Genomic DNA, 26,471 nt, shown 5'->3' with positions numbered 1-26,471 from the left:
CCGGACGGGCGGGCGGCTTCAGTCGACGCAGGCCAGCGCCGCCATCTTGAGGTCGAACTCTTCCGGGGCGAAGCGTTGGGCCTGGGCCACTGCCGCCGCAGGATCGAAATGGGGCAGGAAATGCTCCATCCCCGCGATCGCGGCATTGAGCGCTTCCGGGCTCTGCTCATCGAAAAACAGGCCGGTGCGGTGTTCGACCACGCTGTCGAGCACGCCGCCCCGCCCGTAGGCGACGACCGGACGGCCCGAGGCCATGGCCTCGACCGGGGTGATGCCGAAATCTTCCTCGGCGGTCATGACCAGCGCCTTGCAGCCCGCATAGGCCGCGCGCAACTGGTCGAAGCTCATCCGTTCGACGAAAGTGACGTTCGGCCCGGCGCGGGCGCGCAGGCTTCGGGCCATGCCCCCGGTGCCGACCATCACCAGCGGGCGGCCCGAGGCAGTGAAGGCATCGACCGCCAGATCCGGGCGCTTGTAGGGGACGAGCTGGCCGACCCAGAGGTAGAAATCGCCGGTTTGCGCGGCCGGGCTGAACAGGGCGGTATCCACCGGCGGATGGATCACCTCGGCGTCGCGCCGCCAGACCTTGGCGATGCGCTGGCGGATGAATTGCGAATTGGCGGCGAACCGGTCCACCCGCGCGCTGGAGGCGACATCCCAGGTGCGCAAGCGGTGGTAGAGGCCGGGCATGGCCAGCCGGGCGAGCGGGTTGGCCCGCGCCTTGTACTGGTGGTAATGGTCCCACAGGTAGCGCATCGGCGAATGGCAGTAGCAGAGGTGAAGACTGCCCGGATGGGTGATCACGCCCTTGGCCGGGCCCGCCTCGCTGCTGATCACGAGATCATAGCCGGTCAGGTCCAGCTCTTCGAGGGCGAGCGGCATCAGCGGCAGGTAATACTGGTAGAGCCGCCGCGAAAAGGGCAGGCGGTCGATGAAGCTCGTGTGGACCCGCGCCCCGGCGATCACCGGCGACATCGCCGCGCGATCATAGACATGGGTGAACAGGTCGGCCTGCGGATAGAGGCCGAGCAGCCGTTCGATCACCCGCTCCCCGCCGCGCATCGCTACCAGCCAGTAGTGCACGATGGCGACGCGCGGCTCGGAAAACGGACGCCGCGTGGCGCGCTGGATGTCTGCATCGCGCCACGCCGTGGTCATCGGTAATACTCGCTGTATTCGTTGTAGTAGAAGGCCGGATCGAGCCGCCCGAAGAAGGCGCGGCGGCGCAGGTCGACCTGGTTGAGGGTGATGCCGGCGACGTGGACCTGATCGGCCGGCAGGCGCCGCAGCGCCGCCTTGAGCGCGAAGACCGAGGTCTTGCGCCAGTGCGCCGCGACCACCACCGCATCGGCCTTGGCGGCGATCGTGCGGGTGAAGGCAATCGGCAGGACGGGCGGCAGGTCGAGCACGATCCGGTCGAACTTGCCGCGCAGCTGTTCGAGCAGATTCTGGAATTCCTCGCCGACCAGCAGGTGCTGGCTGTCCTCGTCGCTGGGCAGGACGGGCAGTATCCAGAACGACAGGTCCTCGTCGGCGGTCTCGAAATTGAGCGTGGCCTCGCCCTTGAGCACTTCGATCAGGCCGTTGCGACGCCCCGCAGTCTTGAGCAGGCGGCTGAGCCCGGCCCGGCGCAGGTCGCAATCGATCAGCATCGTGCGCAGGCCGCTGGCGGCATAGACATGGGCAAGGCAGCACGAGGTGACGGTCTTGCCCTCGCCCGGCAGGGCCGAGGTGATCGCCACGATCTGGGCCGAGCCGTGGCAGGCCTGGTCGAGCGAGGCGCCGAGCGCGCGGAAGGCCTCGGTGAAGACCGAGAAAGGCGCGGTGCGCACCTCGCCGATCGCGTGTGACTGGGCCGAGCCGATCGAGGCCAGCAGCGGGATCGAGGCGAGGAAACGGTGCCCGGTGAGGTTCTCGACCTCTTCCGGCGTGCTCAGCCCCTGGAACAGCGCTTCGGCGACATAGGCCGCCACGACGCCGAGGCCGAGGCCGATCACGGCGGCGAGGACGAGGTTGAGCTTGATGTTGGGGCTGACCGGGCCGGTTGGTAGGCCCGCCCATGTCAGCACCCGGGCGCTCGGCCGCTCGCTGCCCTCGGCCGCGAGGAGCTGCTTGTAGCTGTTGAGGTAGGTTTCGTAGATCGACTGCGACGCGGCGGCGCTGCGCTCCAGCTCGCTGAGGCCGACCATGGCCGCATTGTTCTCGGTCAGCTTCTGGCGGGCCGAGCCGAGACTGCCGCTGAGCGAGGCGAGGCGCTGGTCCGACACCTGCGAGCGGGCGCGCAGGTTGGAGACGACGCGCTGGATTTCCGCCTGGATCTGCTGGCGCACTTCGCCCAGCTGCTTCTGCGCCCGGATCAGTTCGGGATGGTTGGCGCCGTAGCGGGCCGAAAGGGTTGCCACTTGCGTGGCCGCCTCGGATTCCTGGGCGCGCAGCGAGGAAATGACCGCCGAGCCCAGCGCCTCGCCCACGTCATCGCCGTTCGAGCCCGCGCGCAATTGGCCAAGGGCGGTCTGCAGGCGGGCCTCGTCCTCGGCCGACTGGGCGCGGGCACGGGCCACTTCCTGATCGTAGTTGGAGATTTCCTGCTCGGTGAGCGAAGCGCCCGAAGTGCTCAGGAGGTTGTTGGCAATGCGATACTGCTGCAGCGCTTGCGTGTCGGCCGAGGCCTGGGTCCGCAGCTTGCTGAGGCGGCTTTCGACCTCGCGCCGCGCCTCGAGATTGCGCGACTGGTCGGCCTTCAGCTCCCACTCGGTAAACACCTGCGCATAGGTGTTGACGATGGTCATGGCGCTCTGGGCCGAGGCGGCGTCATAGGTGATCGTGAGGGCATAGCTGTCCCCGCTGCGCCGCGCGGACACGTGCCGCTCGAGATTGTCCACCACTTCGCGCCGGCCGTCCTCGGTCAGGCCATCGCCAAGGTTGAGCACCTGGGAGACGCGCTCGGCCATCTCCCGCGAGGTGATGATCTGGAGCTGGGTCTCGACCAGCTGGTTGCTGATCGCGTTCTGCCCGAGCTGGGTTGCGGCGACCTGACCGGCGGCGCTGACGTTGCTGTTCAGCATGACTTCCGACTGGGCGCGGAAGGTCTTGGGCATGAACAGGGACACCACCAGTACCACCACCATCACGGCGGCCATGACCAAGCCGATCAGCAGGGCCCGCCGGCGGAAGAACGACAGCGAACCCGACAGGTCGAGCTGGTCCCGGCCGCCCTGGGGCTCGCCGACCGCGGCGATTTCGCGGGATGCCGCCAGGGCGGGGACGAAGTTGGACTGGTGGTTCATGACAGTTTCCATCTTGCGCGGTTCTGCCGCATTCTTTTCGGACAGGTCTTCACGCGATCACCCGCAGCGAGAGCGAGGCGATCACGCCGTGATAGCTGCGGCCGGTCTGGCCGCCCGTCTGGTGCCGGTATCCTCCCGCAGCCGTGATGCCGACGCCGGGGGCGAGGCGGTATTGCGCCGTGACATTGGCATCGAACCGCCGATCGGTGCGGTCGATCGCCTGGTAGACCTCGCGCTGGTAGACGGCGCCCGCGCCGAGCAGGAGCCGGCTGGACTGGGCGTAGAGCGCTGAGAGGCGGTAGGTGGTGCGGAACAGGGCCGGGGTATCGAGGCGCGGACTGGCATCGATGGACCGTTCGACCCCGGCCTTGACCTGCCACCTGGGACGCGGCGTCCAGGTGCCGGCGAGGCGGTAGTTCAGCGCCTCGACCGGGCGGAACGGGCCGCCGCTGAAACCCTGCCGCAGATAGCCGGCACCGGCCTCGACATCGACCAGGCTGGTAACCCGGAAGCGGGCCCCGGCCAGCACGGCGAAGCCCGAGGAATTGCGCCCGCCCACGCCGGGCCCGGCCTGAGCGGGGACGTCATAGCTCAGCCGGTTGCCGGCCAATTCGGCGAAAACCGAGAAGCGCCCGCCGAGATCGAGATCGGAGCGGATGGAGCCCGCCTTGCGCACAAAGTTGCGGGCCGAAAGATCGACCGCGACACCGCCCAGCGAGGTTGGGTGGTAATTCACCTCCTCGATCGCTCCGTTCGCGGCGAACCTCAGCCGGTGTTGCCCCCGCGCGACCGAGAGGGCGTAGGTCTTGCGGGTGTAGGCGACCGGGTGATCGGTCAGGAACTGGTCGCCCGCCGAACCGCGCAGCTCGATCCCGCGAGCGATGCCGATGCTCGGCTTGACGTCGATCCAGCCGCCAAGCTCGGCGAGGCCGCTCAGCGACAGGTCCCATGTCTCGCTGTTCTCGCCGGTATAGTGGGCAAAGCGGCGCAGCTCGCCCGAGCCGCGCAGCTCGATCCGGTGACGCGGCAGGTCGGTGGCGAGGCTGACCGCCGGCCGCAGGGAAAAGACGGTGTCCGGCGTCTGCTTCTGCTCGAGGTTGTAGATGTTGGTATCATGCGCCGCGCCCCCGGCCGCCTCGGCATGGAGGACGAGGCCGGGGCCGAGGCGCAGGCCGGCGCCCGTCTCGGGCTCGAACATCTGGATCGGCGTGGTGACGGCGGCTTCCTGCGCGAAGGCTGCCCGCGGGCCGCTGATGGCGACGAAGAAGATCGCGAGACGGCAGAGCCAGGCCGGGCGGCGGATTTTCCGGCCAAGGTGCCCCAGCAGGATGACCTTGCGGGCCTCCCACCTGGGGCGGCGGCCTGCGCATGCCGCGAACAGGACGAGGACCAGCAGTTCGAGCGCGGCGGCAATCGCCCGCGCCGCCGGATTGCGGCGCAAATGGGGAACCGTTCGTCGCGGGCCGCCTAGCCGAATCGCGCCGCGCCCTCTCCGTCGGCTATGGCCTATCGCTCCCAAAGGGGCTATGAGCTCCCCCATTATGAGTATAGCCATCCGTATGAGCGAAGCCCATTCAGAGACGCCCATCAAGCGCGATCCGAAGCGCAGCTTCGGGCGCGGGCTCGTCTTCGCCTTGCCGGCCGCGATCGTGCTCTGGGCCGTCATCGCTCACCTGGCCTGAACTGCCGCGGGCCGCGCATCAGCAGGCGCCCCGCCCCAGCAGCACCGCCGGAACGGTCGCCGCAAGGATCTTGAGGTCGAGGCCGACACTGCGCCGGCGGGCATAGAGCACATCCGCCGCCACCCGCCGCTGATAGGTTACCGAGCTGCGCCCGGTGACCTGCCAGAGCCCGGTCAGGCCCGGCTTGAGCCCCAGGTAATAGTGCGCGAAACGGCCGTACTGCCCGATTTCGGCCGTGACCACGGGACGCGGGCCGACCAGGGTCATGCTGCCCAGCAGGACATTGACCAGTTGCGGCAGCTCATCGAGGCTCGACACCCGGAGCCAGTTACCGACCCGCGTGACCCGCGGGTCGCTGGCCAGCTTGTACCCCCGTTCCCATTCCGCCCTGATCCGCGAATCGGTCTCGATCAGCGCCTGCAGCCGCGTTTCGGCATCGACGCACATCGAGCGGAACTTCCAGCAGCGGAACAGCCGCCCGCCCCGGCCCACGCGGGTATGGGCGAAAAGCAATGGGCCGGGGTCGCTCAGCTGGATCATGAGCGCGATCAGCAGCAGCACGGGCGCGAGGATGATGATCAGCGCGATGCTGGCGACGATGTCGAAAATGCGACGGCTATCCAGCGCGCCCTCGTCAAGGTCGTCCCCTGCAAAAGGAACGTCAGCAAGGATCAGCTGGCGCTCGATATCCGATGCCGCCTTGAATTTGAGAGCCGGCCCGAGCCTACTGCTGCGCGCCTTCTCAAGGTCTATCTTCAATCCGTGCATCGTGCCCTGTTTCCTGGCTGGATGTCTTGGGCCGCCTGATCGGCGACCAGCGCGAGACACCCCCGAAGCCTGACAATTCCAGTTCACGATTTCGCAGTTTGACCCCGGCGACAAACGGGCATCGGGTGTATGGCTGTTTGACCCCAACGAGTAGCCGGATTTGCCCTTGGTCTGAGGGGGTCATCCGTGAGGATAATACCCCGCGGTTCCGGCTGATTATATCCTCGGCTCCGGCGCGACGAGTCGCCTTTTCGCTCTCCGCCTGGATTAGGACAAGGACCTGGGCGAATGTTCAGAATTGCTGGAAGCTCGAAGCTGTTTGGCGCCCACCTCGCGGCCGCCGCGCTGGCCGGAGCGATCGCCCTGCCGGCGCCCGCGACGGCCGGTTCGCAGGTGCTGCTCGCATCCGACCTCAACCGGCAACTCGATGCGGGATACCATGTCGCCGCCGGAGACAAGCTCAGGGTGACGGTCTTCGGCGAACCGACGCTGACCGGGGAATATGCGGTGGGCGTCGGCGGCGACCTGGCGCTGCCGCTGATCGACGCCATCCCGGCCGGCGGGAGCACGCCGAGGCAGCTGGCCCAGACGATCACGACCGCACTCAAGACCGGCGGCTACGTGCTCGACCCGAGGGTCTCGGTCGAAATCCTGCTGCATCGCCCGTTCTACATCCTGGGCGAGGTCAAGAACCCCGGCGAGTATCCCTACAGCGGCGACCTGACCTTCGAACAGGCCGTGGCGCGCGCCGGCGGTTTCACCGCACGGGCCAATCGCCGGACGGTTACACTGCGCCGCCAGAACTCCTCCGAACAGCAGCGAATCAAGCTGGGAGGAGTCGCTTTGAAGATTGCGCCTGGCGACACGATCACCGTCAATGAGTCGTTTTTCTGAAATGCGCTTGTCAAGGCACCACAATGGGACGATTATAGTTAATCCGTAGTTAATCCACTATTGTCTTGTTCTCGCATGTGCAGCATGTTCCGAACCAGACGGCTCGGGGCTGAGTCGTGAGGCCGGCTACGGCACAATAAAAAAACCATTCACTTCGGGAGCTCGCGCGTTTTCTGCAGGGGGAAAACATGACCAATTGCGTGTGCCTAATGAGCCGTAACGAGATTTCGCGGGAAGGACTCGCGCACTTTCTGCGATCGGAGCATTTCGACGTTGCCGTTTCCGCGGCCTGCCACGAAGAGATTCCCGCTTCTCTTGCCGGCACAGTATTTCTTGCCGTCGTCGATGAACCGTCTGCTGCTGAACAGCCCGGCATGGTCGAGACAATCCTGGCAAGTTTCGCAGATGCCAAGGTCGTCATTCTCGCGGAACGATTTGATCTTGAGGCGATGGTCGCCTGTTTTCGCGCCGGGGCCCAGGGCTACATCGTCAATGCCCTGCGGTCGCAGCCGCTGATGACCGCGCTGCGGCTCGTCTCTCTGGGCGAAAAGGTCATGCCCTCGGACCTGGCCGAGAGCCTGGGCCATCGGCAGTTCGCCGGCCCCTCGCCGATCACGGCCGAGACCGAGATCATGAACGCCAACATCTCCCCGCGCGAGCGGGACGTGTTGTGCTGCCTGATGGCCGGCTATCCCAACAAGTCGATCGCGCGGCAACTCGACGTGTGCGAGGCGACCATCAAGGTCCACGTCAAGTCGATCCTGCGCAAGCTCAAGGTCAGCAACCGCACCCAGGCCGCAATCTGGGCCAGCCACAACGGGCTTTCGGATGTCGACGTGGCGGTGGCGGCGGGGGCCGCGGCCGGACAGGAACTCGCCTTCGCGGCGATGATCTGAGCGGCGGCGCTCAATCGAGCCGGATCACCGTCGCCTCGAGCCGGTCGATCTCCGCCGGATCGTGGCTGACATAGAGGATCGGCAGGCGCAGTTCGTCACGGATGCGCGTCACCAGCCGCAGGATTTCCTCGCGCCGGGAATGATCGAGCGAGGACAGCGGCTCATCCATCGCCAGGAAAGCGGGGCCGGACAGCAGCGCCCGGCCGATCGCCACGCGCTGCGCTTCCCCGCCCGACAGGCTGGCCGGGGCGCGGTCGAGCAGATGCGCGATGCCGAGGAAATCGACCGCATCGCCAAGCGAGAGCCAACGTGCCTCGGGCCGCGCCAGCCGCCAGCCGAACAGCAGGTTGTCACGCACCTTGCGGTGGGGAAACAAGCGCAGGTCCTGAAACACGTAGCCGCAGCGGCGGCGCTCGGGCGGGAGGTTCACGCCCTTGGCGGAATCGAACAGGACTTCGCCCCCCACGACGATCCGCCCGGCGTCGGGGCGGACCAGCCCGGCCACCATGTCGAGCACGCTGGTCTTGCCCGCGCCCGAGGGGCCGAACAGGGCGGTGATCCCCTCCCCGCCGGAAAAGCGCGCGGCGATGGTCTTGCCGCCGCGGCGCAGGGTCAGGTCGACGTCAAAGGGCATGGCGCGCCCTGACCTCGCCCGCAGCGCCGCGCCGGACGAGCCATTCCGAGGCGACCAGCGCCATGATCGAGAGCAGGACCGAGAGGCCGGCCAGCCGCGCCACGGCGCTGTCGGCCCCCGGCACCTGCAGGGCGGCATAGATCGCCAGCGGCAGGGTCTGGGTTTCGCCGGGGATGTTGGAGACGAAGGTGATCGTCGCCCCGAATTCGCCGAGCGAGCGGGCGAAGCCGAGGACGACCCCGGCGAGGACGCCGGGCAGCGAGAGCGGCAGGGTGATCGCGGTGAAAGTGCGCCACGGCCCGGCGCCGAGCGTGCGCGCGGCCACTTCCAGCCGCCGGTCGACGGCTTCCAGCGAAAGGCGGATCACCCGCACCATCAGCGGCAGGGCCATGACCGCGCTGGCCAGCGCCGCCCCGGTCCAGCGGAACATCACGCTGAAGCCGAACGCCGCCTCCAGCGGGCGGCCGATCGGGCCGTTGGGGCCGAAGGCGAGCAGGAGCAGCCAGCCGGTGACCACCGGGGGCACGACCAGCGGCAGGTGGACCAGCGCGTCAAGCAGGACCTTGCCTGGAAAGCGCACCCGCGCCAGCAGCCAGGCGAGGGCAAAGGCGAAAGGCAGCGTCAGGCCGATGGCCAGGGCGCTCACCCTGAGGGAGAGCAAGACGATCTCCCATTCCTCGCTGCTCAGCCCCATGGTCATCCAGACTGCCGTTCTTTCCGCCCGCCCCGCGCGGGCTGCCCGTTTATATGGCCTGTGCGGCGCGGCACAACGCCTTGCACCGATCAGGTGTGCATGCGCAGGGTCACCCCAATAATCCGCGGATCGCCGGGAGTGCCGACGATCAGGCCACTGTTGCCGGTCTGCGCGGTGAGGTTCTGCATGTAGTTACGGTTGAACAAGTTGCGCGCGAACAGGTCGATCTCGACCCGCTCGCCCCGCCAGCCGATCGAGGCGTTGACCACGCTGTAGCCGGCGATGATCATGTAAGCCGAGGCCGAGGCATCGGCATAGGTGCTGGTCCGCGCAGAGACATCGGCATTGAGCACCAGCGAGCCCGAATGCCCGGCCAGCGGCAGGGGCGCGGCATATTGTCCGCCAAGCGAGCCCGACCATTCCGGCAGGCCCGACAGTGCCTTGCCGGTGAGGTTGCAACTCGCCGTACCCGAGCCGATCTGCTCGATCGGACAGGGGCCCTTGGGATAGTCGGCATAGCGGCCATGGGCCCACGACCCGGCCGCGCGCAGGGTGAACCGTGTGCCCAGCGCCAGCGCCGCGTCGATCTCCACGCCCTTGACCACCACCTTGGGGATATTGGCGAGATAGGCCCTGAGCGCCGCCGGGGCGACGGTATCGACCACATTGGCCTGATAGTCGGTCACGGCGACATGGTAAGCGTCGATGTTGAAGGTCAGCGCCTTGTTCAGCAGCTGGGTCTTGAGCCCGGCTTCCCAGGTGGTGTTGCGCTCGGGCCGGACCACGGCCGTGCCCTGCACCGGGGCCCCGGTGCTGTCGACCGGCAGGCCGGACATGTTGATCCCGCCCGACTTCGCGGCCTTCGCATAGCTGACATAGGCCATAACCCCGTCCCGCAGGGTCCAGGCGAGGTTGGCGCGGCCAGACAGGCTGCCATCGCTCACCGAGGCCGTATAGGATTGGGCGCGCAGGATCGACTGCTGGTCGTTGGCGAGCGCCGTGGTTCCCGCGAGCCCGCCGGAGGTGACCGAGAGGTAACTGCCGTCCTTGCTCTCGTAAGTGTTGCGCAGGCCCCCGGTCGCGGCGAGGCGCGGCAGGAGGTGCCATGTCACCTCGCCGAACACGCCGATCGTCTCGGCGGTGAAGCGGGTATCCCCCACGCTGCCGTAGCCATCGAGCAGGGCCGAGGTGCGGGTCGCGCTCGGCGCCAGCAGCCAGTAGGTGGCGAGCGGACCGTAGATCGAGGTCGGCCGGCCGGTGATCTTCTGGGTGAGGAAATAGAGCCCGCCGACATATTCGAGGCGCTGCTTGCCATTGGAGGCGATGCGCAGTTCCTGGCTGAACTGGTCGTGCCGCGAGGGGATGCGCTGGGTGGTCTGGATGGCGAGGCCGCTGTAGTCGCGGTCATTGTCCACCATCCAGTTCCAGAAGCGCCAGGCCGAGACCGAGGTCAGCGTCGCACTGCCGGCGTGCCATTCGGCAATGCCCGAAACGCCGCCCTCGCTGGTTGCGACGTTGAGGCGGGCGTCGATGTCGGTCAGACGGTCATAGGGGTTGGTGCTGGGCACGGTGTAGTTCTGCCCGGCGGCGAGGGCGGCATATTGCTGCGCCGCGGGCTTGAGCGTGGGCGCGACGCGGACATAGACCTGGGTGCAGCATTCGCCCCGGAAATCGGCCCAGTCACCGATCAGGCGGAAGCTGAAGTCCGCCCCGCTCCTGAACAGCAGCTGGCCGCGCAGGGTGCGGGTTTCCACCCCGTTCTGCCAGCGACCCAAACGCGTGTTGTAGATCACCCCGCCGCGCTTCGAATCCTGCCCGGAGAGGCGGAAGGCGAGCGTGTCGTCCACCAGAGGCCCGGTGACGCTGGCCTTGGCCTGGAGGAAACCGGCATTGCCGGCCGAGACTTCGGCATTCGCGCCAAAGACGAACTCCGGCGCCCTGGTCGTGACCTGGATCACCCCGGCCGTGGTATTCTTGCCGAACAGGGTGCCTTGCGGCCCGCGCAGGACCTCGACCTGATCGACATCGGCAAAGTCGAAGGCGGCCGTGGCATTGCGGGCGTGATAGACCTGATCGACATAGTAGCCGACCCCCGGCTCCAGACCGTCATTGGCCGAGCTGATCGCCAGCACGCTGCTGCCGAGGCCGCGGATCGTGTAGGAGGTGTTGCGCGGATTGGGCGAGGAATAATTGAGCGTCGGCACCAGCTGGCTAAGCCCGGCGGTGTTGACCGTATAGGTGCGCGTCAGGCTGTCTGTGCCGACCACGGTCATGGCAAGCGGCACGGTCTCGGCGCTTTCCTCGCGCCGCCGCGCGGTGACGACGAGGTCCAGGCCTCTGCCCCCACCATCCGCCTCCGCCGCAGGGGCGGCGGGCCGGGCCTCCTCGGCCCGTGCCGGCACAGACAGTACGGCCAAGGCCCCTGCCACGGCCGACAGGCACACCAATGTCTTGATCACTGAAACCCCTGCTTGCCTCTGCACCCGCCTGGCCGGATCGGGGCCAAACTCGCCTCATCGAGTGCTATATACCGTTGTATATAGCCTGTGGCAGTGGAGCAGGCGCAAGCCGAAAATGTTGCGCTTCCGATTTTTGTCGCGGTCGCGGCGGCAAGATCCCGCAAAAACCGTGCGCGAGGCGCGCGGTTCAGGCGGCGCGCCAGAGGGGGTATTGCACCAGCTTGCCGGCGGCGGGCAGGACCGCGTCGATCCGCCCGGCGGGCTGGAGCGCCCCGAGGATCGCGGGATCGGCCGCGTCCATCCCGCCAGTCAGCGTGCCGAAGGCCGGCAGGATCATGCGCCGTTCCGAGCGCACCGCGCAGGGCCGGGCGATCGCCCGGCCGCGCAGGGTAAGGCGCAGCTTGGGGTGGAAGTGCCCCGATAGTTCGGGCTCGGTCTCGCCCGGCCGCGCCTCGTGCCGCAGGTGAATGCCCGACACGGTGAGTTCTTCCACCAGCGCGCCAGCGACAGCCATGTCGGCATCGTGGTTGCCGGTGATCCACACCCAGTCCACCACCCGGACCAGCGCATCGAGCATACCGGCAGCGTGCGGCTCGAGCCGGTCCGGCCCGGCCTTGTCATGAAAGGAATCGCCCAGGCAATAGACCCGCCGCGCTCCGGTCTGCCGGATGGCGAGGGCCACGCGCTCCAGCGTCTCGCGGCTGTCGTAGGGCGGGAGGAACTGGCCGCCGCGCGCGAACCAGCTGGCCTTTTCAAGGTGCAGGTCGGCCACGAGCAGGGCCTGTTCGGCCGGCCAGAACAGCGCCGGGACGCCCTTTTCAGGGGCGGTCAGCGCAAATTCGTGTCCGGCGAACGAAAAGGGAACCATGGCTTTTTCTTGCCGGATGGCCCCGGGCTTGGCAAGGGCGCTGCGACGATCCGATCAAGGCAGCCGAAATGACCGACTGGAGCCCCTTCACCGCCCGCGCCAAGGACTGGTTCGAGAGCCTGCGCGACGCGATCTGCGCCGAGTTCGAGGCGATCGAGCGCGAGGCCGGGAGCGAGGCCGCCTTCGCCTATACCCCGTGGCAGCGCACCGGCGTCGGCGCCGAAAGCGGCGATGCGGCCGGTGATCTTGGCGGCGGCGTACAGGGCCTGATGAAGGGCAAGGTGTTCGAGAAGGTCGGGGTCAACGTCTCGACCGTCCACGGCAGCTTCAGCCCGGAATTCGCGAGGTCGATCAACGGGGCCGATCCGGAAAACCCGCGCTTCACCGCCACGGGCATCAGCCTGGTCGCGCACATGGCCAACCCCCACGTGCCCGCAGTGCACATGAACACCCGGTTTTTGACCACGACCAAGGCCTGGTTCGGCGGCGGGGCCGACCTCAACCCGCCCCTGCCCTATGCCGAGGACACGGCCGAGTTCCACGCGGCGATGCGGGCGGCCTGCGATGCCCACGGCGCGGATTACTACGAGAAGTACAAGGCCTGGGCCGACGACTATTTCTACATCCCGCACCGCAAGGTCCATCGCGGGGTGGGCGGGATCTTCTACGATCACCTCGAATGCGGGGACGATGCGGCCTGGGAGGCGAATTTCGCCTTTACGCAGGACGTGGGCCGGGCCTTCCTCGCGATCTTCCCCAAGCTGGTGCGGCGGCGGATGGGAATGGATTTCACCCCGGACGATAAGCGCCAGCAGCTGGAATGGCGCGGGCGCTATGCCGAGTTCAACCTCGTTTACGACCGGGGCACGCTGTTCGGGCTCAAGACCGGGGGCAATATCGACGCCATCCTCATGAGCCTGCCACCGGAAGCGAACTGGGCCTGAGCCGAAGGGCGATCCAGCCAGCTACCGGGCAATCGCGCAGCAGGGCGGTGGTCAGCGCCACGGTGTGGACCGCCAGCCACCACCACAGCGCCTCGCGCAGGAGAAAGCCGGGGATCGCCTCGATCAGGTGCTGGGCAAGGCCGGTGAAGGTGTAGGCGAGGGTCAGCACCTTGATCCGGAAGAAATCCATCCACAGCACGGCGAGCGCGACCCAGCACAGGCTGGCATAGCGGCGCGCGGCGCCGGTTTCTCTCAGGGCGACCAGAGCCGGCAGCATGAGCAGCATGTGGACCGCCCGGTAATTGATGTTCTGGGCGGTGAAGAAGGGCCCCAGCACCATGGCCGCGCCCGCGAGGGCAAAGACCCGTTCGGGCTGGGTGAGCGGGGAGATCGCGGCGCTGGCGGACGGGCGCAGGCCCAGGGCCGCGCCGAGCCCAAGGGCGGCGAGCGAGGCGATTACGGTGACGGCATGACCGGCGGCCACCGGTGCGCCGAGCATGACCAGCCCGCCGCCAAGGTTGGCCGCGCCGTAGACCATCCGGAAGGGCGAGCCGAAGGGGATCGTGCCCAGCGCCGAGGCCAGCTCGGCATGGTGCGCGGCGGCGAACAGCGCGGTGACGGCGAGGGCCGCTGCGGCGACGGCGAGGAACCGGCCCGGCGCCTCACGCAGGGCGAGCGCCATGGCGGCCAGCGGGAAATACTTGAGCAGGCCGGCCAGATAGATCGCCGCGTAACCGAGCAGCGCCGGGCGCCGCCGCGACAGCAGGGCCGCGCCGATGGCGACGAGGATGAATACCGCGAGGTCGTTGTTGGCCCGCTCGACCGCGAACAGGGTCACGCTCGACAGGACCCCGGCCGCGACCAGCCGCGCCCCCTGCGCGGTGCGGGCGGGCGGCAGCAGCAGCAGCGAGGCGAGGAAGGCGAGATCGAGCGCGATCCCGGCGGGCACGAGCCAACCGGTGGTGACCGGCAGGGCCGAGAGCCACAGCCAGGCGGGCGGATAGTCGAACTGGCGGCCCCAGGCGTCACACGGGTTGGTGACATAGGGATCGATCCCCCGGCCCTTGCATTCGATCCCGCTGAGCACACCGGCGAGGTCGCTGAAGGGATAGTCGCCCGGCCAGACGCCCCACTGGGTCTCGACCGCGTAGAACAACGCCTGCAGCCCGCCGACCCACAACAGCGCCATCACCGAGAAGGCGACAAGGCCTGCCAGCGCCGGGATCAGGCGATGCCGCGTGGTTTCCCTCATGCCGCTGCTTTCCCCCGATCACCCCTGCGCCGCTTTCGTGTACCGGCGGGCAGGCGATTGCTGCAAATGCAAAAACTGTGCTTGCCCTATGCCGGTGCTTGACCCCATCTAGAAAGCGATGTTGCGCCAGTATGAACTTGTCGAGCGTGTGAAAGCTTATGCCCCGGACGCCGATGAGGCGGTGCTGAACCGGGCCTATGTCTATACCGTGCAGAAGCACGGCAGCCAGAAGCGGGCGAGCGGCGACCCCTATTTCTCCCACCCGGTGGAAGTGGCGGGCCTGATGACCGAGCTGGAGCTGGACCAGGAGACGATCGTTACCGCCTTGCTCCACGACACGGTGGAGGACACCCTCGCCACGATCGAGGAGATCGACAAGCTGTTCGGGCCGGACGTGGCCCGGCTGGTCGACGGGGTCACCAAGCTCTCCAAGATCGAGGCGATGACCGAGAGCGAGCGGGCGGCGGAGAACCTCAGGAAGTTCCTGCTGGCGATGAGCGAGGACCTGCGCGTCCTGCTGGTCAAGCTGGCCGACCGCCTGCACAACATGCGCACGCTCCATTTCATCAAGAGCGAGGACAAGCGCCGCCGCATCGCCCGCGAGACGATGGAGATCTATGCTCCGCTGGCCGAGCGGGTGGGCATGTACGAATACATGCGCGAGATGCAACTGCTCGCCTTCGAGCAGATCGAGCCCGAGGCCTATGCCACGATCACCGGGCGGCTGGCGCAGATCCGCAGTTCCGAAGGCGGGCAGGTCGGCTCGATCGCGCTCCAGATCAAGCAGGCGCTGGCCGAGGCGGGGCTGAGGGTCGAGGTTTCAGGGCGCGAGAAGCACCCCTATTCGATCTGGAAGAAGATGGCCGAGCGGCACGTCTCGTTCGAGCAGATCACCGATATCATGGCCTTCCGCGTCGTCGTCGACTCGGTGGAGGAATGCTATGCCGCGCTCGGCGTTCTGCACCGGACCTGGCAGATGATCCCGGGGCGGTTCAAGGACTACATTTCTACCCCGAAATCCAACGGCTATCGCTCGCTCCACACCTCGCTGATCTTCCAGAAGGCGATGCGCATGGAGGTGCAGATCCGCACCCGCGACATGCACGAGACCAACGAGTTCGGCCTCGCCGCGCACTGGAGCTACAAGCAGGGCGGCATCCGCCCCGACGGGGAGACGCGCTGGCTGCGCGACCTGATCGAAATCGTCGATGCCAGCCACGATGCCGAGGAACTGCTCGAGCATACGCGCATGGCCATCTACCAGGACCGGATCTTCGCCTTCACCCCCAAGGGCCAGCTGCACCAGCTGCCCAAGGGCGCGACGCCGATCGACTTTGCCTATGCCGTCCACACCGATCTCGGCTCGATGGCGGTGGGGGCCAAGATCAACGGGCGGCACATGCCGCTGCGCACCCCGCTCGGCAATGGCGACGTGGTCGAGATCATCAAGAGCAAGACCTCCTCGCCCCAGCTGGCCTGGCTGAGCTTCGTGGTGACCGGCAAGGCCCGCGCCGCTATCCGCCGCGCCGTGCGTGCCAAGGAGCGCGAGGAAATCGCCGCGATCGGCCACAAGCTGTTCGACGAGATCGCCGGCCGCCTGCCGACCCGGGTGGGCAAGAAGGCGATCCGCGAGGCGGTGGGCCGGCTGGGCCTTGAGGACGAGGAAGACCTGATGGTCGCCATCGGCACGGCCAAGCTGTCCGATCGCGCGGTGATGGAGGCGCTGGTACCGGGCAGCGCGGCCAATCTGGCCGAGCCGGACGACTGGCCCAAGCAGGAGCGCGCCATCTCGATCCGCGGGCTGACCCCGGGCGTGGCCTTCAAGCTCGGCGAATGCTGCCACCCGGTGCCGGGCGACCGCATCGTTGGCCTCAGGCGCCCCGGCGAAGGGGTGGAGGTCCACGCGATCGACTGCATGAAGCTGGCCGACGGGGTGGATGCCGACTGGCTCGACCTGTCGTGGGGCGAGCGGACGACCGGCGCGATCGGCCAGATCCGCTGCGAGCTATACAACCGTCCCGGCACCCTGGCCGAGATGACCGGGATCTTCGCCAATGCGCGGGCGAACATCGTGCGGCTGGAAATGCTCCAGCGTGACGATCTTTTCGGGACCTACGAGGTGGACATCGAGGTGAGTGACCTTGCCCACCTGACGCGGATCGTCTCGGCCCTCAGGGCAAGCGAGGCCGTGGCGAGCGCCGACCGGCTCTAGAAACGCAGTTCCAGTTCGGCGGGCTCGCCCGCCGTGAGCCCTTCCGCCTTGCGCACGGCGGCCTTGACCGGGAGCAGCCATCCGGTGCTTCCGGCCGCGTCCTTCTGCGGGAAAACCGAGGTCTGCCACGTGCTGCCCCCGATCGTGGCCGAGACCTTGAGCGAGCCGAAGCCCCGCCCGAGGCCCTCAAGCCGGCGCATCAGCGCCGTTTCGGTAAGCTGGCCAGCGGCCGCGCCGGTGATGGTGACGAAGTGCCACACCCCACCCTTGGCGCCGGTCCAGACCCACAGCGGGCCGGTGAAGGCAATTTGTTCGCTCATCCCTGTGTGGTGCCACCGTCTCGCGCCTTGCGGAAGCGGCGATGTGGCGCTAGGGGCCTGCCTTCCAGTGCATGCGGAGCGGTGGCCGAGTGGTCGAAGGCGCTCGCCTGGAAAGTGAGTATACGTCAAAAGCGTATCGAGGGTTCGAATCCCTCCCGCTCCGCCATACCTGCTCCCCGATGGATGCAATGCCTGAGGCGAACGCCAGCGGCCAAATTGGAGCAGAGGTGCGCCCATGGGCGGCTCATCCGGTTGGACAGCATCCGGCACAAGGCAGATGCCAACATAATCGCTGGACCGAATCTCGGCGGCTTTCGAGAGCGCGATGTATTCGCCATCCGCAAAAACTGGCTCCAGGCACTTACCCTTGCCCCTGCCCCGCCCCTTCCGCTTGACAGCACCCCGGAGACACCTCCCTCACAGCAGGGCGATAGCAAAGGCAAGGGCGGCTGCGAAGCTGGCCAAAGTGGCGGTCACAACCGGAATTATGGCCCGCCAGCCAGCTTCGATCAGCAAGTCCATACGTGAACGCATCGCCGTGGCAGTGACCGCCAGAAGGAGGAGCGCCTTGGAAGCTGTCAGGGCTACCTGGCTGAACCTGGGGGGAATGTTGACTGTGCTGTTGATCAACAGGACCAAAAGGAAGGCGGTGATGAACCAGGGCATCGACAGTCGGCGCCAGAAGGAAGGCTTGGGCCCGTCCTTGCCGCCACCAAGCATGATGCTGGTCAGCGCAACGATCGGGCCGAGAAGGGCGACGCGCGCCAGTTTGACGATCGTGGCGTAGGAGCCTGCGACATCGGAAAATGCATATCCCCCGCCGATGGCCTGGGCGACATCGTGGATCGAGGCGCCGATCAGGAAGCCGGCCTCGCGGTCCGAAAGATGAAACTCTGCGGCGAGCAGGGGGTAGACCGACATGGCAAACGCGCTCGCCAGCGATATCCCCACCAGTGTCAGCGCGAACTGGGCCTGGCTCAATCGGTCCTTGCCGATCACGCCGTACAGGGCCAGCCCGGCACTGGCGCCGCAGATCGCCGTCGCGCCGCCGGCAAGAATTCCGGCATAGCGGGATTGGCCGGCGATGCCCGCGCCGAGCACGGCGGCGAAAAACGCGGCGATCATGACGGCAAGGAGCGCAATGAACGGGGTCAGGCCCAGCGCGCCGATCTGCGCCAGCGTAACCTGCAGGCCCAGGACGACAATGCCCAACCGCAGGCATGAGCGTGAGGCGAAATCCAGGCCCCGATGGGTGCGCACATCGTGCGAGATGAAGTTCAGCGAAAGACCCACCAGCAGACCGAGGAGAATGATGGGAAACCCGTAGTGATCCGATAGCCACGCCGCCGCGGCCGAACCAACGGCGCAGGCGGCCACGCCAGGGAACAGTGTCTCGCGCGGACGGACGGCCTGATCCGATGCCGTTTCGGCCAGTTGAAGCTCACCGAACAGATCCCCGCCATATGGCAGGTTCCAATCGCCCCCGGCGTGCTGTCCGGTCATTTCCACGTCTCCCGACTTGTTCTTGCGCCGGCCGTATGTCCGACGGTGTCATATTCGCTTTCCTTATCCTCCGCATGCGTTAGGGTGCAAGCCCAGAAGCGCTTGAGCGCCAGATTATTGGGAGAATGAAATGGCCGAATTACCGCGGGTGGAGGCATCCGCGCATCCCCAGGTTGACGCCAATCATGTGGCTTCCGGCGCGATGACGCTGCTCGTTGCGCTGCTGTTCCTGGGCAATGCGCTCAATTATGTTGATCGGCAGGTGCTGGCCCTGCTGAAACCGACATTGGAGGCGGAATTTAACTGGAGCGATGCCGACTATGCGCATCTCGGCTCCTCCTTCCAGGTTGCGGCAGCGGGCGCGCTCCTGTTCGTCGGCTGGTTCGTCGACAGGCTGGGCGTGCGGATCGCCTACGCCGTCGCGGTTACGGCATGGAGCATGGCCGGGATGGCCCATGCCCTCGCCGCGACCGTGCAACAGTTCGTGTCCGCACGGATCGTACTGGCCGTTGGGGAATCGGTGAGCACCCCCGCAGGATTGAAGGCTGCGGCCATCTACCTTCCCGCCACCAGGCGCAATTTCGCTATCGGACTCATTAACACTGCCCCCAATATCGGTGCGATCCTGACACCGATCCTGATTCCCCCCTTCGCCCTGGCCTTCGGCTGGAAGGCTGCCTTCCTGGTGACCGGCGGCCTTGGTTTCCTGTGGTTGATCGGCTGGATCTTCGGGACCGGCCGCTTGCAGCCGCTCGGCAACGTGCCGGAACGCGCACCGGTCCAATGGCGGATCTTGCTGCGCGATCGCCGCACCTGGACCGTGATCGGGGCAAAGGGCCTGACCGACTGCGTTTGGTGGTTCGTGCTGTTCTGGATGCCAGACTTCTTCAACCGCCAGTTCGGCATGGGGCAAGGCGCGCTGGGCTGGCCGATCGCGGTAATCTTCGGTCTGGCCGCGCTTGGCGCGATCACGTCGGGCGGGCTCTATCCCGTGTTGCTGTCGCGCGGATCGACGGTCGACGGCGCGCGCAAGATGTCCATGCTGTTCTATGCGCTGGTCGTGCTGGCCATGCCGCTGGCCTTGCTGACTGCCAATCCGTGGTTGGCCGCCGTGTTGATCGGCCTGGGGCTGTTTGCGCACCAGGGGTTCTCGACCAACATCTTCGGCATGACCACCGATATCGTTCCGGCAGTCCGGGTGGCGAGCGTCGTCGCGCTTGGCGCCGTGGCGGGCAATCTCTCGGGTACGGGCATTATCGAATTGGCCGGATGGTCGCTCGGCAACGGCTATGGCTATGTCCCGATGTTCGCCATTTGCGGTCTGGCCTATCTTGCCGCACTGGCCTTCATTCACCTGATGATCCCGCGGCTCGAACTCGCCAACCTGTGATCCGGCGGGTCTGAGATCCCGCAGGATCAGGTATGAAAAAGGGCTCGGCCCCATAAACCAAGGCCCCTCGTCCTGCGACGAGGGGCCTGTTTTTTTGGGGGTAAGGCCGCCGCTGGCGGCGGCCTTCGTCCGATCAGAAGTTCACGCGGCCGGTCAGCCCCCAATAGCGATCGGCGTCGCGCGGGATCTGGTAGCGGAAGGAGCCGCCCGGGCCGCCTGCCTGAACGGCGGAGATGTAGGACTGATCGAAGACGTTACGGACCTGGAAGGTCAGGCGGTACTTGTCGCTGGCATCGCCTATGCCAAGCGAGACATTGACAAGGCCGTAGGCCGGAATGGTGCCGAACTGGGTTTGCACCGTGTTGGGGGTAAAGAGCGAGATTTGCGAGGACTGGTAGTTACCCTGCACGCCGAAGAACACGTCGACGATGCTGCCGGTCCGCCAGCGGTAGTCGGCCGCGAGCGAGCCCTTCCATTCGGGGGCATAGGCCAGCTTGCTGCCCGGCGCGATGATCGCCGTGGGGGCCGCACCGGGGGCAACCTTGAACTGATCCACGTGGGCATTGGTATAGGCCAGGCCCCCGGTGATCGAAAGGTCGGAGACCGGGCGCCAGTTCAGGTCCATTTCAATGCCGCGGGTGGAAACCTCGCCCGCGTTGGTGAAGCGTGAAACAACCGAGCCGGCAACCAGATCGGGGTTGTTAGCCTGGAAATTGTGATACTTGGCGAAGAACCCGGCAATGTTCAGCGTCATCCTGCCATCCAGCAGGGTATTTTTCAGGCCCACTTCGAACGCGTCGGACGTTTCCGCATCGATCACGTTCGTGCCGGTCGCGCTCAGGTTGAAGAAGATGTTGTAGGCCGGGCCCTTGTAGCCCCGCGTGTAGCTGGCATAGGCCACCACATCGCGGCTGGCATCGAACTGGATCGCCGCCTTGCCCGACAGGTTGTCTTTGCTGGTCTTGTCCGTGAACGGAGCGGCCGGCTGGCCTGTGCCGCTGGTGGTGGCGGGGAAGCTGGGCGAGATGGCGGGACCAGCCAGGGTGGTGTTGCGGCTATGGAATACGGACAGCTCGTCATGGCTGTACCGCAGGCCGCCAACGATGCGCAGGCGATCGGTGAAGTTGACCGTGGCCTGGCCGAAAAGCGCGAAATTGCGGAAGGTCGAGCCGAACTGGGCAACCGCTGAGGGGAATGTCGACGGATCGGCATTGACGCTGCCGCAGGGGATCAGCGTATTGGCCGGCGCCGTTACCGCAGCATTGCAGACCACGTCGTCACGCTGGAAGGTGCGCTCGGAATATGCGCGCGAATAATAGGCGCCCAGCACATAATCCAGGAACTGCTTGCCCGGCGAAGTCAGGCGCAGTTCCTGCGTGAAGGTATTGGTCCGTTGCGGGCCGTTGTCGTGCAACTGGTTGAACCCGGCATAGGCGCGGTCGAGCCAGTCGCCATCGCGGATTTCGGTGTTGTTCCACTTGCGGTAGGACGTGATGCTGGTCAGCGTGTGGCTGCCCACCGCGATGTCTGCCTGGGCCGAAACGCCCCAGCCTTCTTCCTTGGTCGCGGTAATTAGATCCTGCGCCACCGCCCTGGTATCCGCGCCCTGAGGAGACGGAAGCACGTTGAAAGCGAGGCTGGTGGTCGGTACGCCTGCGCCGGTCAGCGCGCCGGTGCCGATGACCTCGGCGCAGCAATTGTCGTCATTCTTGTGATAGTCCGCCGCGACATAGATGCGCAGGTCTGCTGATGGATCGTACAGGACCTGACCGCGGGCGCCGTAATGCTTGTAGCCGTTGACCCAGGTATTGCGGGTGACGTTGCGGATGTTGCCGTCATATTCGCCATAAAAGCCGGTGAAGCGCCCGGCGAGGTCGGTGCCCAGCGGCACGTTGAGCACGGCCTTCGCCCGGAATTCGTTGCGGTCGAAGTAGCTGGCCTCGACGCTGCCGCCCAGTTCGTGCTTCGGCATCTGGGTGGTGATGTTGATCACGCCGGCCGACGCGTTCTTGCCGAACAGGGTGCCCTGCGGACCGCGCAGCACTTCCATCTGGGCAATATCGACAAGGTCGCTGAACGCCTCGCCCGAACGGGCATAGACCACGCCATCGACCACGGTCGAGACCGACGGTTCGCCGGCGATCGAGAACGTGGCCGTGCCGACCCCGCGCAGGAAGATGGTCTGGTTGAGCGTGGTGCCGGATTTCAGGAAGTTGAGCGAGGGCACCATCTGGGCGGCGCTTTCGATACTGGGCCGGGCGGCCTGGGCAAGCGCCTCGCCCGAAAGGACCGAAACCGCGAGCGGAACTTTCTGCAGGTTTTCCGAACGCTTCTGTGCCGTTACGACGATTTCGGCCACGGGCGCGTCGGACGCTTCCTCGGCGGCTGGATTGGCCTGTTGCGCATGGGCTGGCACTGCCAGTGCTGCGATGACGACGGGCAGCGCAGTCGACAGACGAAGCAAAGCTTTCATGGTTCTCTCCCTTCCCGCCGGGTGGCATGACTTCGCACCCGGTCATTCACCTGTGCGGCCTGGGCATTTTGCCTCTACCGCTTCGCTGCCTCTTGAATTGCGTCCAATGGCCCGATATGTCAAGCGGTGTCATGTCAGGGCGGCGACCAGCGCCTCCGACGACATGCAAGAGCGCCCCAAGCGCCGTTCCGGGAGAGTGAAGGCCAGTGGAAGTTCGAATTTCGGCAGCAGGCGGCGGGTTTGATCTGCATTTCGCGGAGAAAATCGTGTTGCGCCATCGCCCAGACTGTCCAGCGCTGGCCATGTCACGCGGCCATGCGCGCGTGACGATGAAGCTCGGCAATTTTCACATCGAGGACGAACCGTTCGACCGACTCGAGCCGTCGGAATGCGTGGTTTCGTTGAACAGCGTATCCTGGCTCAGCCAAGGCGAGCCCGTCGCGCGCCTCGATGTGCAGGGGAACACATTCTCGATCACGGCGCTGGATCCGGCCTACGACCGCCTGATCGTGCGGTTTCATGCCGAGGCCGATGAGACGGTGTGGGGCGGGGGCGAGCAGATGAGCTACCTTGCCCTGAACGGCCGCTCGTTCCCGATGTGGACCAGCGAACCGGGCGTCGGCCGGGACAAGACGACCGAACTGACCCGCCTGATGGACGAGCAGGCCATGGCGGGCGGTGATTACTGGAACACCAATTATCCGCAGCCGACGTTCATGACGTCGCGCTGGCTTGCCGTGCATCTCGATGCCAGCTGCTACAGCGTGATCGATTGCCGCGATCCGGCCTGGCACGGCGTGGAGACATGGAACTGCGCCGCACGGTTCGAGCTGTTCTCGGCCCAGGGGCCGATCGACCTGGTTTCCAGCCTTTCCCGCCGGTTTGGCCGTCAGCCGGCCCTGCCGGACTGGGCGATCAGCGGGGCGGTGGTCGGGCTCAAGGCCGGCGCACGCAGCTTCGAGCGGCTGGAGCATTACCTGGCGGCCGGAACCGCCGTATCGGCACTGTGGTGCGAAGACTGGGCGGGTGTGCGCGAAACGAGTTTCGGTCGCCGCCTGTTCTGGGATTGGCAACTGGGATCGCGCAGCGAACAGCGCTATCCCGGCTTGCGGGAGCGAATTGCCGACCTGGCCAGCCGCGACATCCGTTTCATGGCCTATGCCAACCCCTACCTCGCGGTTGACGGCGAACTCTTTGCCGAGGCACGGGCCGGGGGGCATTTCGCGCTCCGCCAGGACGATGACGAGCCCTACCTCGTCGATTTCGGTGAGTTCGACTGCGGCGTGGTCGACTTCACCCGGGCCGAGACGCGCGCATGGTTTGCCGAGCGCATCCTGGGACGGGAAATGCTCGACATCGGCATTCGCGGCTGGATGGCCGACTTTGGCGAATACCTGCCGACCGACGTTCGCCTGGCTGACGGCTCGGACCCCATGGAAGCGCACAATCGCTGGCCGGTTCTCTGGGCAGAAGTCAATGCCATGGCCGTGGCGTCGCGCGGGCTGACTGGCGATGCCGTGTTCTTCATGCGTGCCGGTTTTTCGGGAGTTCAGGCTCATTGCCCCCTGCTTTGGGCGGGCGATCAATCGGTCGATTTCACGCGCCACGACGGGATCGGCACGGTGATTACCGCCGCTCTTTCGGCGGGACTGCTCGGCAATGCCTACAGCCATTCGGACTGCGGCGGATACACTTCGCTCCATGGCAACGTGCGAAGCGCGGAATTGCTTGAGCGCTGGGCCGAATTGGCGGCTTTCGCGCCCGTCATGCGCAGCCACGAGGGCAATCGCCCGGACAGCAACCTGCAGTACGATTCCACCCCCGAATTGCTGACATGCTTCGCGCGGTGGAGCCGGGTACACGCGCGGCTTGCACCCTATGTGCGCCACCTTTGCAACGAGGCTGCAACGACCGGGCTGCCGCTCCAGCGGCCGATGTTCCTCCACTATCCGGGCGATGCAACTTTGCGGGCCGTGCAGACGCAATACCTCTATGGCCAGGACCTGCTGGTAGCGCCTGTCATCGAGGAAGGGGCAAATATGCGTGAAGTAATCCTGCCGGGACCAGGAGTCTGGCGGCATGTATGGACCGGGCAGGACCATCAGCCGGGCACGCACCAGGTTGCGGCCCCGATCGGTCAGCCTCCGGTATTCTATCGGCCCGGCAGCGCATTTGCCGATCACTTCGCCAGCCTGCCGGAGGCACTGGCATGAGTGATTACCGTTCCCCCGACAATTCCAAGAGCGCGCGAAGCGGAACCGAGCGCGCCAACATCCGCGACGTGGCCGCCAAGGCAGGGGTTGCGGTGAAGACGGTCAGTCGGGTGCTCAACGGCCATCCTTATGTGAGTGCCGACACGCGGGCGCGGATCGAGGCGGTCATGCAGGAACTCGACTTCCGTCCCAGCATTGCCGCGCGAATTCTTTCGGGATCGAAATCGAACCAGATTGCGCTGATCTACGACAATCACAGCCCCTACTACATGTTCCAGATCCAGACCGGGTGCTGGGAAGTCTGCAAGGAGCAGAATATTCGCCTCCTGGCCCAGCCCGTGGACGTCAGCGATCCCGATGTGGGCGAACAGGTGCGCGGACTGGTCACGGAAACCCACGTCGATGGCATCATCCTGTCCTCGCCGGTGACGGATTGCGAGCGGGTCTTGCGAATGCTCGAAACGCTGGACCTGCCCTTTGTCCGCATTTCCCCGGGGACCAACCATGCGCTGACAAGCTCGGTCTTCATGGACGATACGCAGGCCGCGGACGACATGACGACCCATCTGGTCAATGCCGGGCATCGGCGCATCGGCTTCATCAAGGGCCACCAGAGCCACATGGCCTCCGAGGACCGCTTGTTTGGCTACCGCCGGGCGCTCGACCGGGCCGGGATCAAGTTCGAGCCGGCGCTGGTACAAGAGGGTGAGTTCGATTTCGACAGTGGCGTCCGTGCTGCGCAGGCGCTGCTGGGACTGCCCGACCGGCCGACCGCGATCTTCGCATCAAACGACGACATGGCCGCCGGCGTCCTGGCCGAGGCGCATTGCCGGGGCATCGATCTGCCGCGCGAGCTGTCGGTCGCCGGATTCGATGACACGACCCTGGCGAGGACGGTTTGGCCGCCACTGACCACCATCCACCAGCCAATGGCGGAGCTTGGCCGCACGGCCACGGAGATCCTGATCTCCGGCGGAGAATTAACGCACCGCCGCTTGCCTCATATCCTCATCGAGCGCGCATCTGTCGCGCCGCCATACAGGAAGACACCATGAGCCAACTGCCCCTGCCCCACCCCACCCGCATGCTGGGCGACAGCGGCATCGCCATTTCGTCGATCGCCTGGGGAATGTGGCGCCTGGCCGAAGGCAATCGCACGGTTTCCGAAGCGACGCATCTGGTGAACACCGCGCTGGATGCCGGAATAACCCTGCTTGATACCGCGGACATCTACGGGTTTGACGGGAAGAGCGGCTTTGGGGACGCCGAGGCTCTGCTCGGCCAAGTACTGGCCGGCGATCCGTCGCTGCGCGGGAGAATGGTGCTGGCGACCAAGGGCGGAATCCTGCCGCCCCTGCCCTATGACCAGAGCACGACCTACCTGGCCGAGGCGATCGACGCCTCGCTGCGCCGGATGCAGGTCGATTGCATCGACCTGTGGCAGGTGCACCGCCCGGACATCCTCGCCCACCCGCAGGAAGTGGCGCGCGCGCTGGACGATGCCGTTGCCGCCGGCAAGGTTCGCACGCTCGGCGTGTCGAATTTCACGATCCACCAGGTTGCGGCCTTGTCGAGCTTCCTGGGGCACAAGCTGGTATCGACCCAGCCGGAAATCAGTCCGCTGCGCATAGCCTGCCTTGAGAATGGCGAGCTGGACCAGGCCATGACCATGGGGCTCGTCCCACTGGCATGGTCGCCGCTCGGCGGCGGCCGGCTGGCCGATCCCCGCAGCGCCAGCGAAAAGGCCGTGGCGGCGACGCTTGACAGCGTGGCCCGCGACCAGGGCGTTTCGCGGACGGTGGCCGCATACAGCTGGTTGATGGCGCACCCGGCCGGCATCGTTCCCATCATCGGTTCGCAGACCCCGGCGCGGATCGTCGAGGGGCTGGCCGCGGGCCAGGTCCGCTGGACCAAGCAGGAATGGTATGCGGTGCTGGTGGCCGCACGGGGCGAACCTTTGCCCTGAACCGGGATTTCCGGCG

At 66.4% G+C, this 26,471-nt stretch carries 21 protein-coding genes and 1 tRNA gene; 10 read left to right on the top strand and 12 right to left on the bottom strand.

The genetic code is table 11. The features are described 5' to 3' along the window. Positions 1 to 18 precede the first annotated feature (18 nt). The 3 genes from H7F51_RS06830 to H7F51_RS06820 are packed head-to-tail and all read right to left on the bottom strand — an operon-like array spanning position 19 to position 4,728. Positions 19 to 1,158: a glycosyltransferase gene (locus H7F51_RS06830; RefSeq protein WP_185663483.1), complete on the bottom strand. Its 1,140-nt coding sequence runs from the start codon at positions 1,156 to 1,158 to the stop codon at positions 19 to 21. After that, a complete protein-coding gene (locus tag H7F51_RS06825) occupies positions 1,155 to 3,287 on the bottom strand; it encodes a GumC family protein (protein WP_185663482.1) in 2,133 nt (710 codons plus the stop codon). The genes H7F51_RS06830 and H7F51_RS06825 overlap by 4 nt, the downstream gene beginning before the upstream one ends. A gap of 49 nt (positions 3,288 to 3,336) precedes the next feature. Then, positions 3,337 to 4,728 (bottom strand): outer membrane beta-barrel protein, encoded by a 1,392-nt coding sequence (locus H7F51_RS06820; RefSeq protein ID WP_185663481.1) that lies wholly within the window; start codon positions 4,726 to 4,728, stop codon positions 3,337 to 3,339. Between the two features lie 100 nt (positions 4,729 to 4,828). On the opposite strand from H7F51_RS06820, the gene H7F51_RS06815 reads away from it, so the two are divergent. Further along, on the top strand, positions 4,829 to 4,969 hold the full coding sequence (locus tag H7F51_RS06815) for a hypothetical protein (RefSeq protein ID WP_185663480.1): 141 nt from the start codon (positions 4,829 to 4,831) through the stop codon (positions 4,967 to 4,969). An 18-nt stretch (positions 4,970 to 4,987) separates the two neighbouring features. On the opposite strand, the gene H7F51_RS06810 is transcribed toward H7F51_RS06815, so the two are convergent. Further along, complete coding sequence (locus H7F51_RS06810; protein WP_185663479.1) at positions 4,988 to 5,737, bottom strand: sugar transferase; 750 nt, start codon at positions 5,735 to 5,737, stop codon at positions 4,988 to 4,990. A 288-nt stretch (positions 5,738 to 6,025) separates the two neighbouring features. Between H7F51_RS06810 and H7F51_RS06805 the strand changes: the two genes are divergently transcribed. Further along, positions 6,026 to 6,631, top strand: a complete 606-nt coding sequence (locus H7F51_RS06805) for a polysaccharide biosynthesis/export family protein (RefSeq protein WP_185663478.1) — start codon at positions 6,026 to 6,028, stop codon at positions 6,629 to 6,631. Between the two features lie 374 nt (positions 6,632 to 7,005). Then, positions 7,006 to 7,527 (top strand): LuxR C-terminal-related transcriptional regulator, encoded by a 522-nt coding sequence (locus H7F51_RS06800; RefSeq protein WP_246447923.1) that lies wholly within the window; start codon positions 7,006 to 7,008, stop codon positions 7,525 to 7,527. A 10-nt stretch (positions 7,528 to 7,537) separates the two neighbouring features. On the opposite strand, the gene H7F51_RS06795 is transcribed toward H7F51_RS06800, so the two are convergent. From H7F51_RS06795 to pdeM, 4 genes are all read right to left on the bottom strand, one after another. Further along, positions 7,538 to 8,161, bottom strand: coding sequence for a molybdenum ABC transporter ATP-binding protein (locus tag H7F51_RS06795; RefSeq protein WP_185663476.1), 624 nt, complete (start codon positions 8,159 to 8,161; stop codon positions 7,538 to 7,540). Continuing rightward, entirely contained in the window at positions 8,151 to 8,855 is a 705-nt protein-coding gene (modB, locus tag H7F51_RS06790) for a molybdate ABC transporter permease subunit (protein WP_185663582.1), read from the bottom strand. The genes H7F51_RS06795 and modB overlap by 11 nt, the downstream gene beginning before the upstream one ends. An 89-nt stretch (positions 8,856 to 8,944) precedes the next feature. Continuing rightward, a complete protein-coding gene (locus tag H7F51_RS06785) occupies positions 8,945 to 11,314 on the bottom strand; it encodes a TonB-dependent receptor (protein WP_343061236.1) in 2,370 nt (789 codons plus the stop codon). A gap of 187 nt (positions 11,315 to 11,501) precedes the next feature. Beyond that, positions 11,502 to 12,182 carry a ligase-associated DNA damage response endonuclease PdeM gene (gene pdeM, locus H7F51_RS06780; protein WP_185663475.1) on the bottom strand — a complete coding sequence of 227 codons (681 nt, stop codon included), beginning with the start codon at positions 12,180 to 12,182 and terminating at the stop codon, positions 11,502 to 11,504. 68 nt (positions 12,183 to 12,250) lie between these two features. Between pdeM and hemF the strand changes: the two genes are divergently transcribed. Then, positions 12,251 to 13,126 carry an oxygen-dependent coproporphyrinogen oxidase gene (gene hemF, locus H7F51_RS06775; protein ID WP_185663474.1) on the top strand — a complete coding sequence of 292 codons (876 nt, stop codon included), beginning with the start codon at positions 12,251 to 12,253 and terminating at the stop codon, positions 13,124 to 13,126. Here the strand turns inward: hemF and H7F51_RS06770 are convergent. Next, positions 13,092 to 14,378, bottom strand: coding sequence for a hypothetical protein (locus H7F51_RS06770; RefSeq protein WP_185663473.1), 1,287 nt, complete (start codon positions 14,376 to 14,378; stop codon positions 13,092 to 13,094). The two genes, hemF and H7F51_RS06770, sit on opposite strands and share 35 nt — an antisense overlap. A gap of 118 nt (positions 14,379 to 14,496) precedes the next feature. Here H7F51_RS06770 and H7F51_RS06765 point away from each other — a divergent pair, with 118 nt between their 5' ends. Next, on the top strand, positions 14,497 to 16,590 hold the full coding sequence (locus tag H7F51_RS06765; protein WP_185663472.1) for a RelA/SpoT family protein: 2,094 nt from the start codon (positions 14,497 to 14,499) through the stop codon (positions 16,588 to 16,590). Here the strand turns inward: H7F51_RS06765 and H7F51_RS06760 are convergent. Further along, the gene (locus tag H7F51_RS06760; protein WP_185663471.1) at positions 16,587 to 16,910 is read right to left on the bottom strand and encodes a DUF1905 domain-containing protein; all 324 of its coding nucleotides are present in this window, start codon (positions 16,908 to 16,910) and stop codon (positions 16,587 to 16,589) included. The two genes, H7F51_RS06765 and H7F51_RS06760, sit on opposite strands and share 4 nt — an antisense overlap. 75 nt (positions 16,911 to 16,985) lie before the next feature. Between H7F51_RS06760 and H7F51_RS06755 the strand changes: the two genes are divergently transcribed. Then, positions 16,986 to 17,076, top strand: a tRNA-Ser gene (locus tag H7F51_RS06755). Between the two features lie 251 nt (positions 17,077 to 17,327). Here H7F51_RS06755 and H7F51_RS06750 read toward each other — a convergent pair. Continuing rightward, positions 17,328 to 18,413 carry a YeiH family protein gene (locus H7F51_RS06750; protein WP_185663470.1) on the bottom strand — a complete coding sequence of 362 codons (1,086 nt, stop codon included), beginning with the start codon at positions 18,411 to 18,413 and terminating at the stop codon, positions 17,328 to 17,330. A 202-nt stretch (positions 18,414 to 18,615) separates the two neighbouring features. Here H7F51_RS06750 and H7F51_RS06745 point away from each other — a divergent pair, with 202 nt between their 5' ends. Next, positions 18,616 to 19,803, top strand: coding sequence for an MFS transporter (locus tag H7F51_RS06745; RefSeq protein ID WP_185663580.1), 1,188 nt, complete (start codon positions 18,616 to 18,618; stop codon positions 19,801 to 19,803). A 133-nt stretch (positions 19,804 to 19,936) separates the two neighbouring features. Here H7F51_RS06745 and H7F51_RS06740 read toward each other — a convergent pair whose 3' ends face one another. Continuing rightward, positions 19,937 to 22,276, bottom strand: coding sequence for a TonB-dependent receptor (locus tag H7F51_RS06740; RefSeq protein ID WP_185663469.1), 2,340 nt, complete (start codon positions 22,274 to 22,276; stop codon positions 19,937 to 19,939). A 206-nt stretch (positions 22,277 to 22,482) separates the two neighbouring features. Here H7F51_RS06740 and H7F51_RS06735 point away from each other — a divergent pair, with 206 nt between their 5' ends. From H7F51_RS06735 to H7F51_RS06725, 3 genes are read left to right on the top strand one after another with little or no spacing between them, the layout of a single operon-like run. Beyond that, positions 22,483 to 24,489, top strand: a complete 2,007-nt coding sequence (locus H7F51_RS06735) for an alpha-glucosidase (protein WP_185663468.1) — start codon at positions 22,483 to 22,485, stop codon at positions 24,487 to 24,489. Continuing rightward, positions 24,486 to 25,544 carry a LacI family DNA-binding transcriptional regulator gene (locus H7F51_RS06730; RefSeq protein ID WP_185663467.1) on the top strand — a complete coding sequence of 353 codons (1,059 nt, stop codon included), beginning with the start codon at positions 24,486 to 24,488 and terminating at the stop codon, positions 25,542 to 25,544. Before H7F51_RS06735 ends, H7F51_RS06730 begins: the two co-directional genes overlap by 4 nt. Further along, the gene (locus H7F51_RS06725; RefSeq protein ID WP_185663466.1) at positions 25,541 to 26,455 is read left to right on the top strand and encodes an aldo/keto reductase; all 915 of its coding nucleotides are present in this window, start codon (positions 25,541 to 25,543) and stop codon (positions 26,453 to 26,455) included. Before H7F51_RS06730 ends, H7F51_RS06725 begins: the two co-directional genes overlap by 4 nt. The last annotated feature ends 16 nt before the right edge of the window (positions 26,456 to 26,471 follow it).

The organism is Novosphingobium flavum (assembly GCF_014230315.1).
Classification (GTDB): Bacteria; Pseudomonadota; Alphaproteobacteria; order Sphingomonadales; family Sphingomonadaceae; genus Novosphingobium; species Novosphingobium flavum.
This window is presented reverse-complemented; position numbering and strand designations above follow the sequence as displayed.

Excerpts from the sequence above, each read along its gene's own strand:
- H7F51_RS06770 (WP_185663473.1), bottom strand. The coding sequence starts at position 14,378 with ATGAGGGAAACCACGCGGCATCGCCTGATCCCGGCGCTGGCAGGCCTT.
- H7F51_RS06825 (WP_185663482.1), bottom strand. The coding sequence starts at position 3,287 with ATGAACCACCAGTCCAACTTCGTCCCCGCCCTGGCGGCATCCCGCGAA.
- H7F51_RS06795 (WP_185663476.1), bottom strand. The coding sequence starts at position 8,161 with ATGCCCTTTGACGTCGACCTGACCCTGCGCCGCGGCGGCAAGACCATC.
- pdeM (WP_185663475.1), bottom strand. The coding sequence starts at position 12,182 with ATGGTTCCCTTTTCGTTCGCCGGACACGAATTTGCGCTGACCGCCCCT.
- hemF (WP_185663474.1), top strand. The coding sequence starts at position 12,251 with ATGACCGACTGGAGCCCCTTCACCGCCCGCGCCAAGGACTGGTTCGAG.
- H7F51_RS06750 (WP_185663470.1), bottom strand. The coding sequence starts at position 18,413 with ATGACCGGACAGCACGCCGGGGGCGATTGGAACCTGCCATATGGCGGG.
- H7F51_RS06725 (WP_185663466.1), top strand. The coding sequence starts at position 25,541 with ATGAGCCAACTGCCCCTGCCCCACCCCACCCGCATGCTGGGCGACAGC.
- H7F51_RS06800 (WP_246447923.1), top strand. The coding sequence starts at position 7,006 with ATGGTCGAGACAATCCTGGCAAGTTTCGCAGATGCCAAGGTCGTCATT.
- H7F51_RS06740 (WP_185663469.1), bottom strand. The coding sequence starts at position 22,276 with ATGAAAGCTTTGCTTCGTCTGTCGACTGCGCTGCCCGTCGTCATCGCA.
- H7F51_RS06810 (WP_185663479.1), bottom strand. The coding sequence starts at position 5,737 with ATGCACGGATTGAAGATAGACCTTGAGAAGGCGCGCAGCAGTAGGCTC.
- H7F51_RS06765 (WP_185663472.1), top strand. The coding sequence starts at position 14,497 with ATGTTGCGCCAGTATGAACTTGTCGAGCGTGTGAAAGCTTATGCCCCG.
- H7F51_RS06815 (WP_185663480.1), top strand. The coding sequence starts at position 4,829 with ATGAGTATAGCCATCCGTATGAGCGAAGCCCATTCAGAGACGCCCATC.
- modB (WP_185663582.1), bottom strand. The coding sequence starts at position 8,855 with ATGGGGCTGAGCAGCGAGGAATGGGAGATCGTCTTGCTCTCCCTCAGG.
- H7F51_RS06805 (WP_185663478.1), top strand. The coding sequence starts at position 6,026 with ATGTTCAGAATTGCTGGAAGCTCGAAGCTGTTTGGCGCCCACCTCGCG.
- H7F51_RS06830 (WP_185663483.1), bottom strand. The coding sequence starts at position 1,158 with ATGACCACGGCGTGGCGCGATGCAGACATCCAGCGCGCCACGCGGCGT.
- H7F51_RS06760 (WP_185663471.1), bottom strand. The coding sequence starts at position 16,910 with ATGAGCGAACAAATTGCCTTCACCGGCCCGCTGTGGGTCTGGACCGGC.
- H7F51_RS06730 (WP_185663467.1), top strand. The coding sequence starts at position 24,486 with ATGAGTGATTACCGTTCCCCCGACAATTCCAAGAGCGCGCGAAGCGGA.
- H7F51_RS06745 (WP_185663580.1), top strand. The coding sequence starts at position 18,616 with ATGACGCTGCTCGTTGCGCTGCTGTTCCTGGGCAATGCGCTCAATTAT.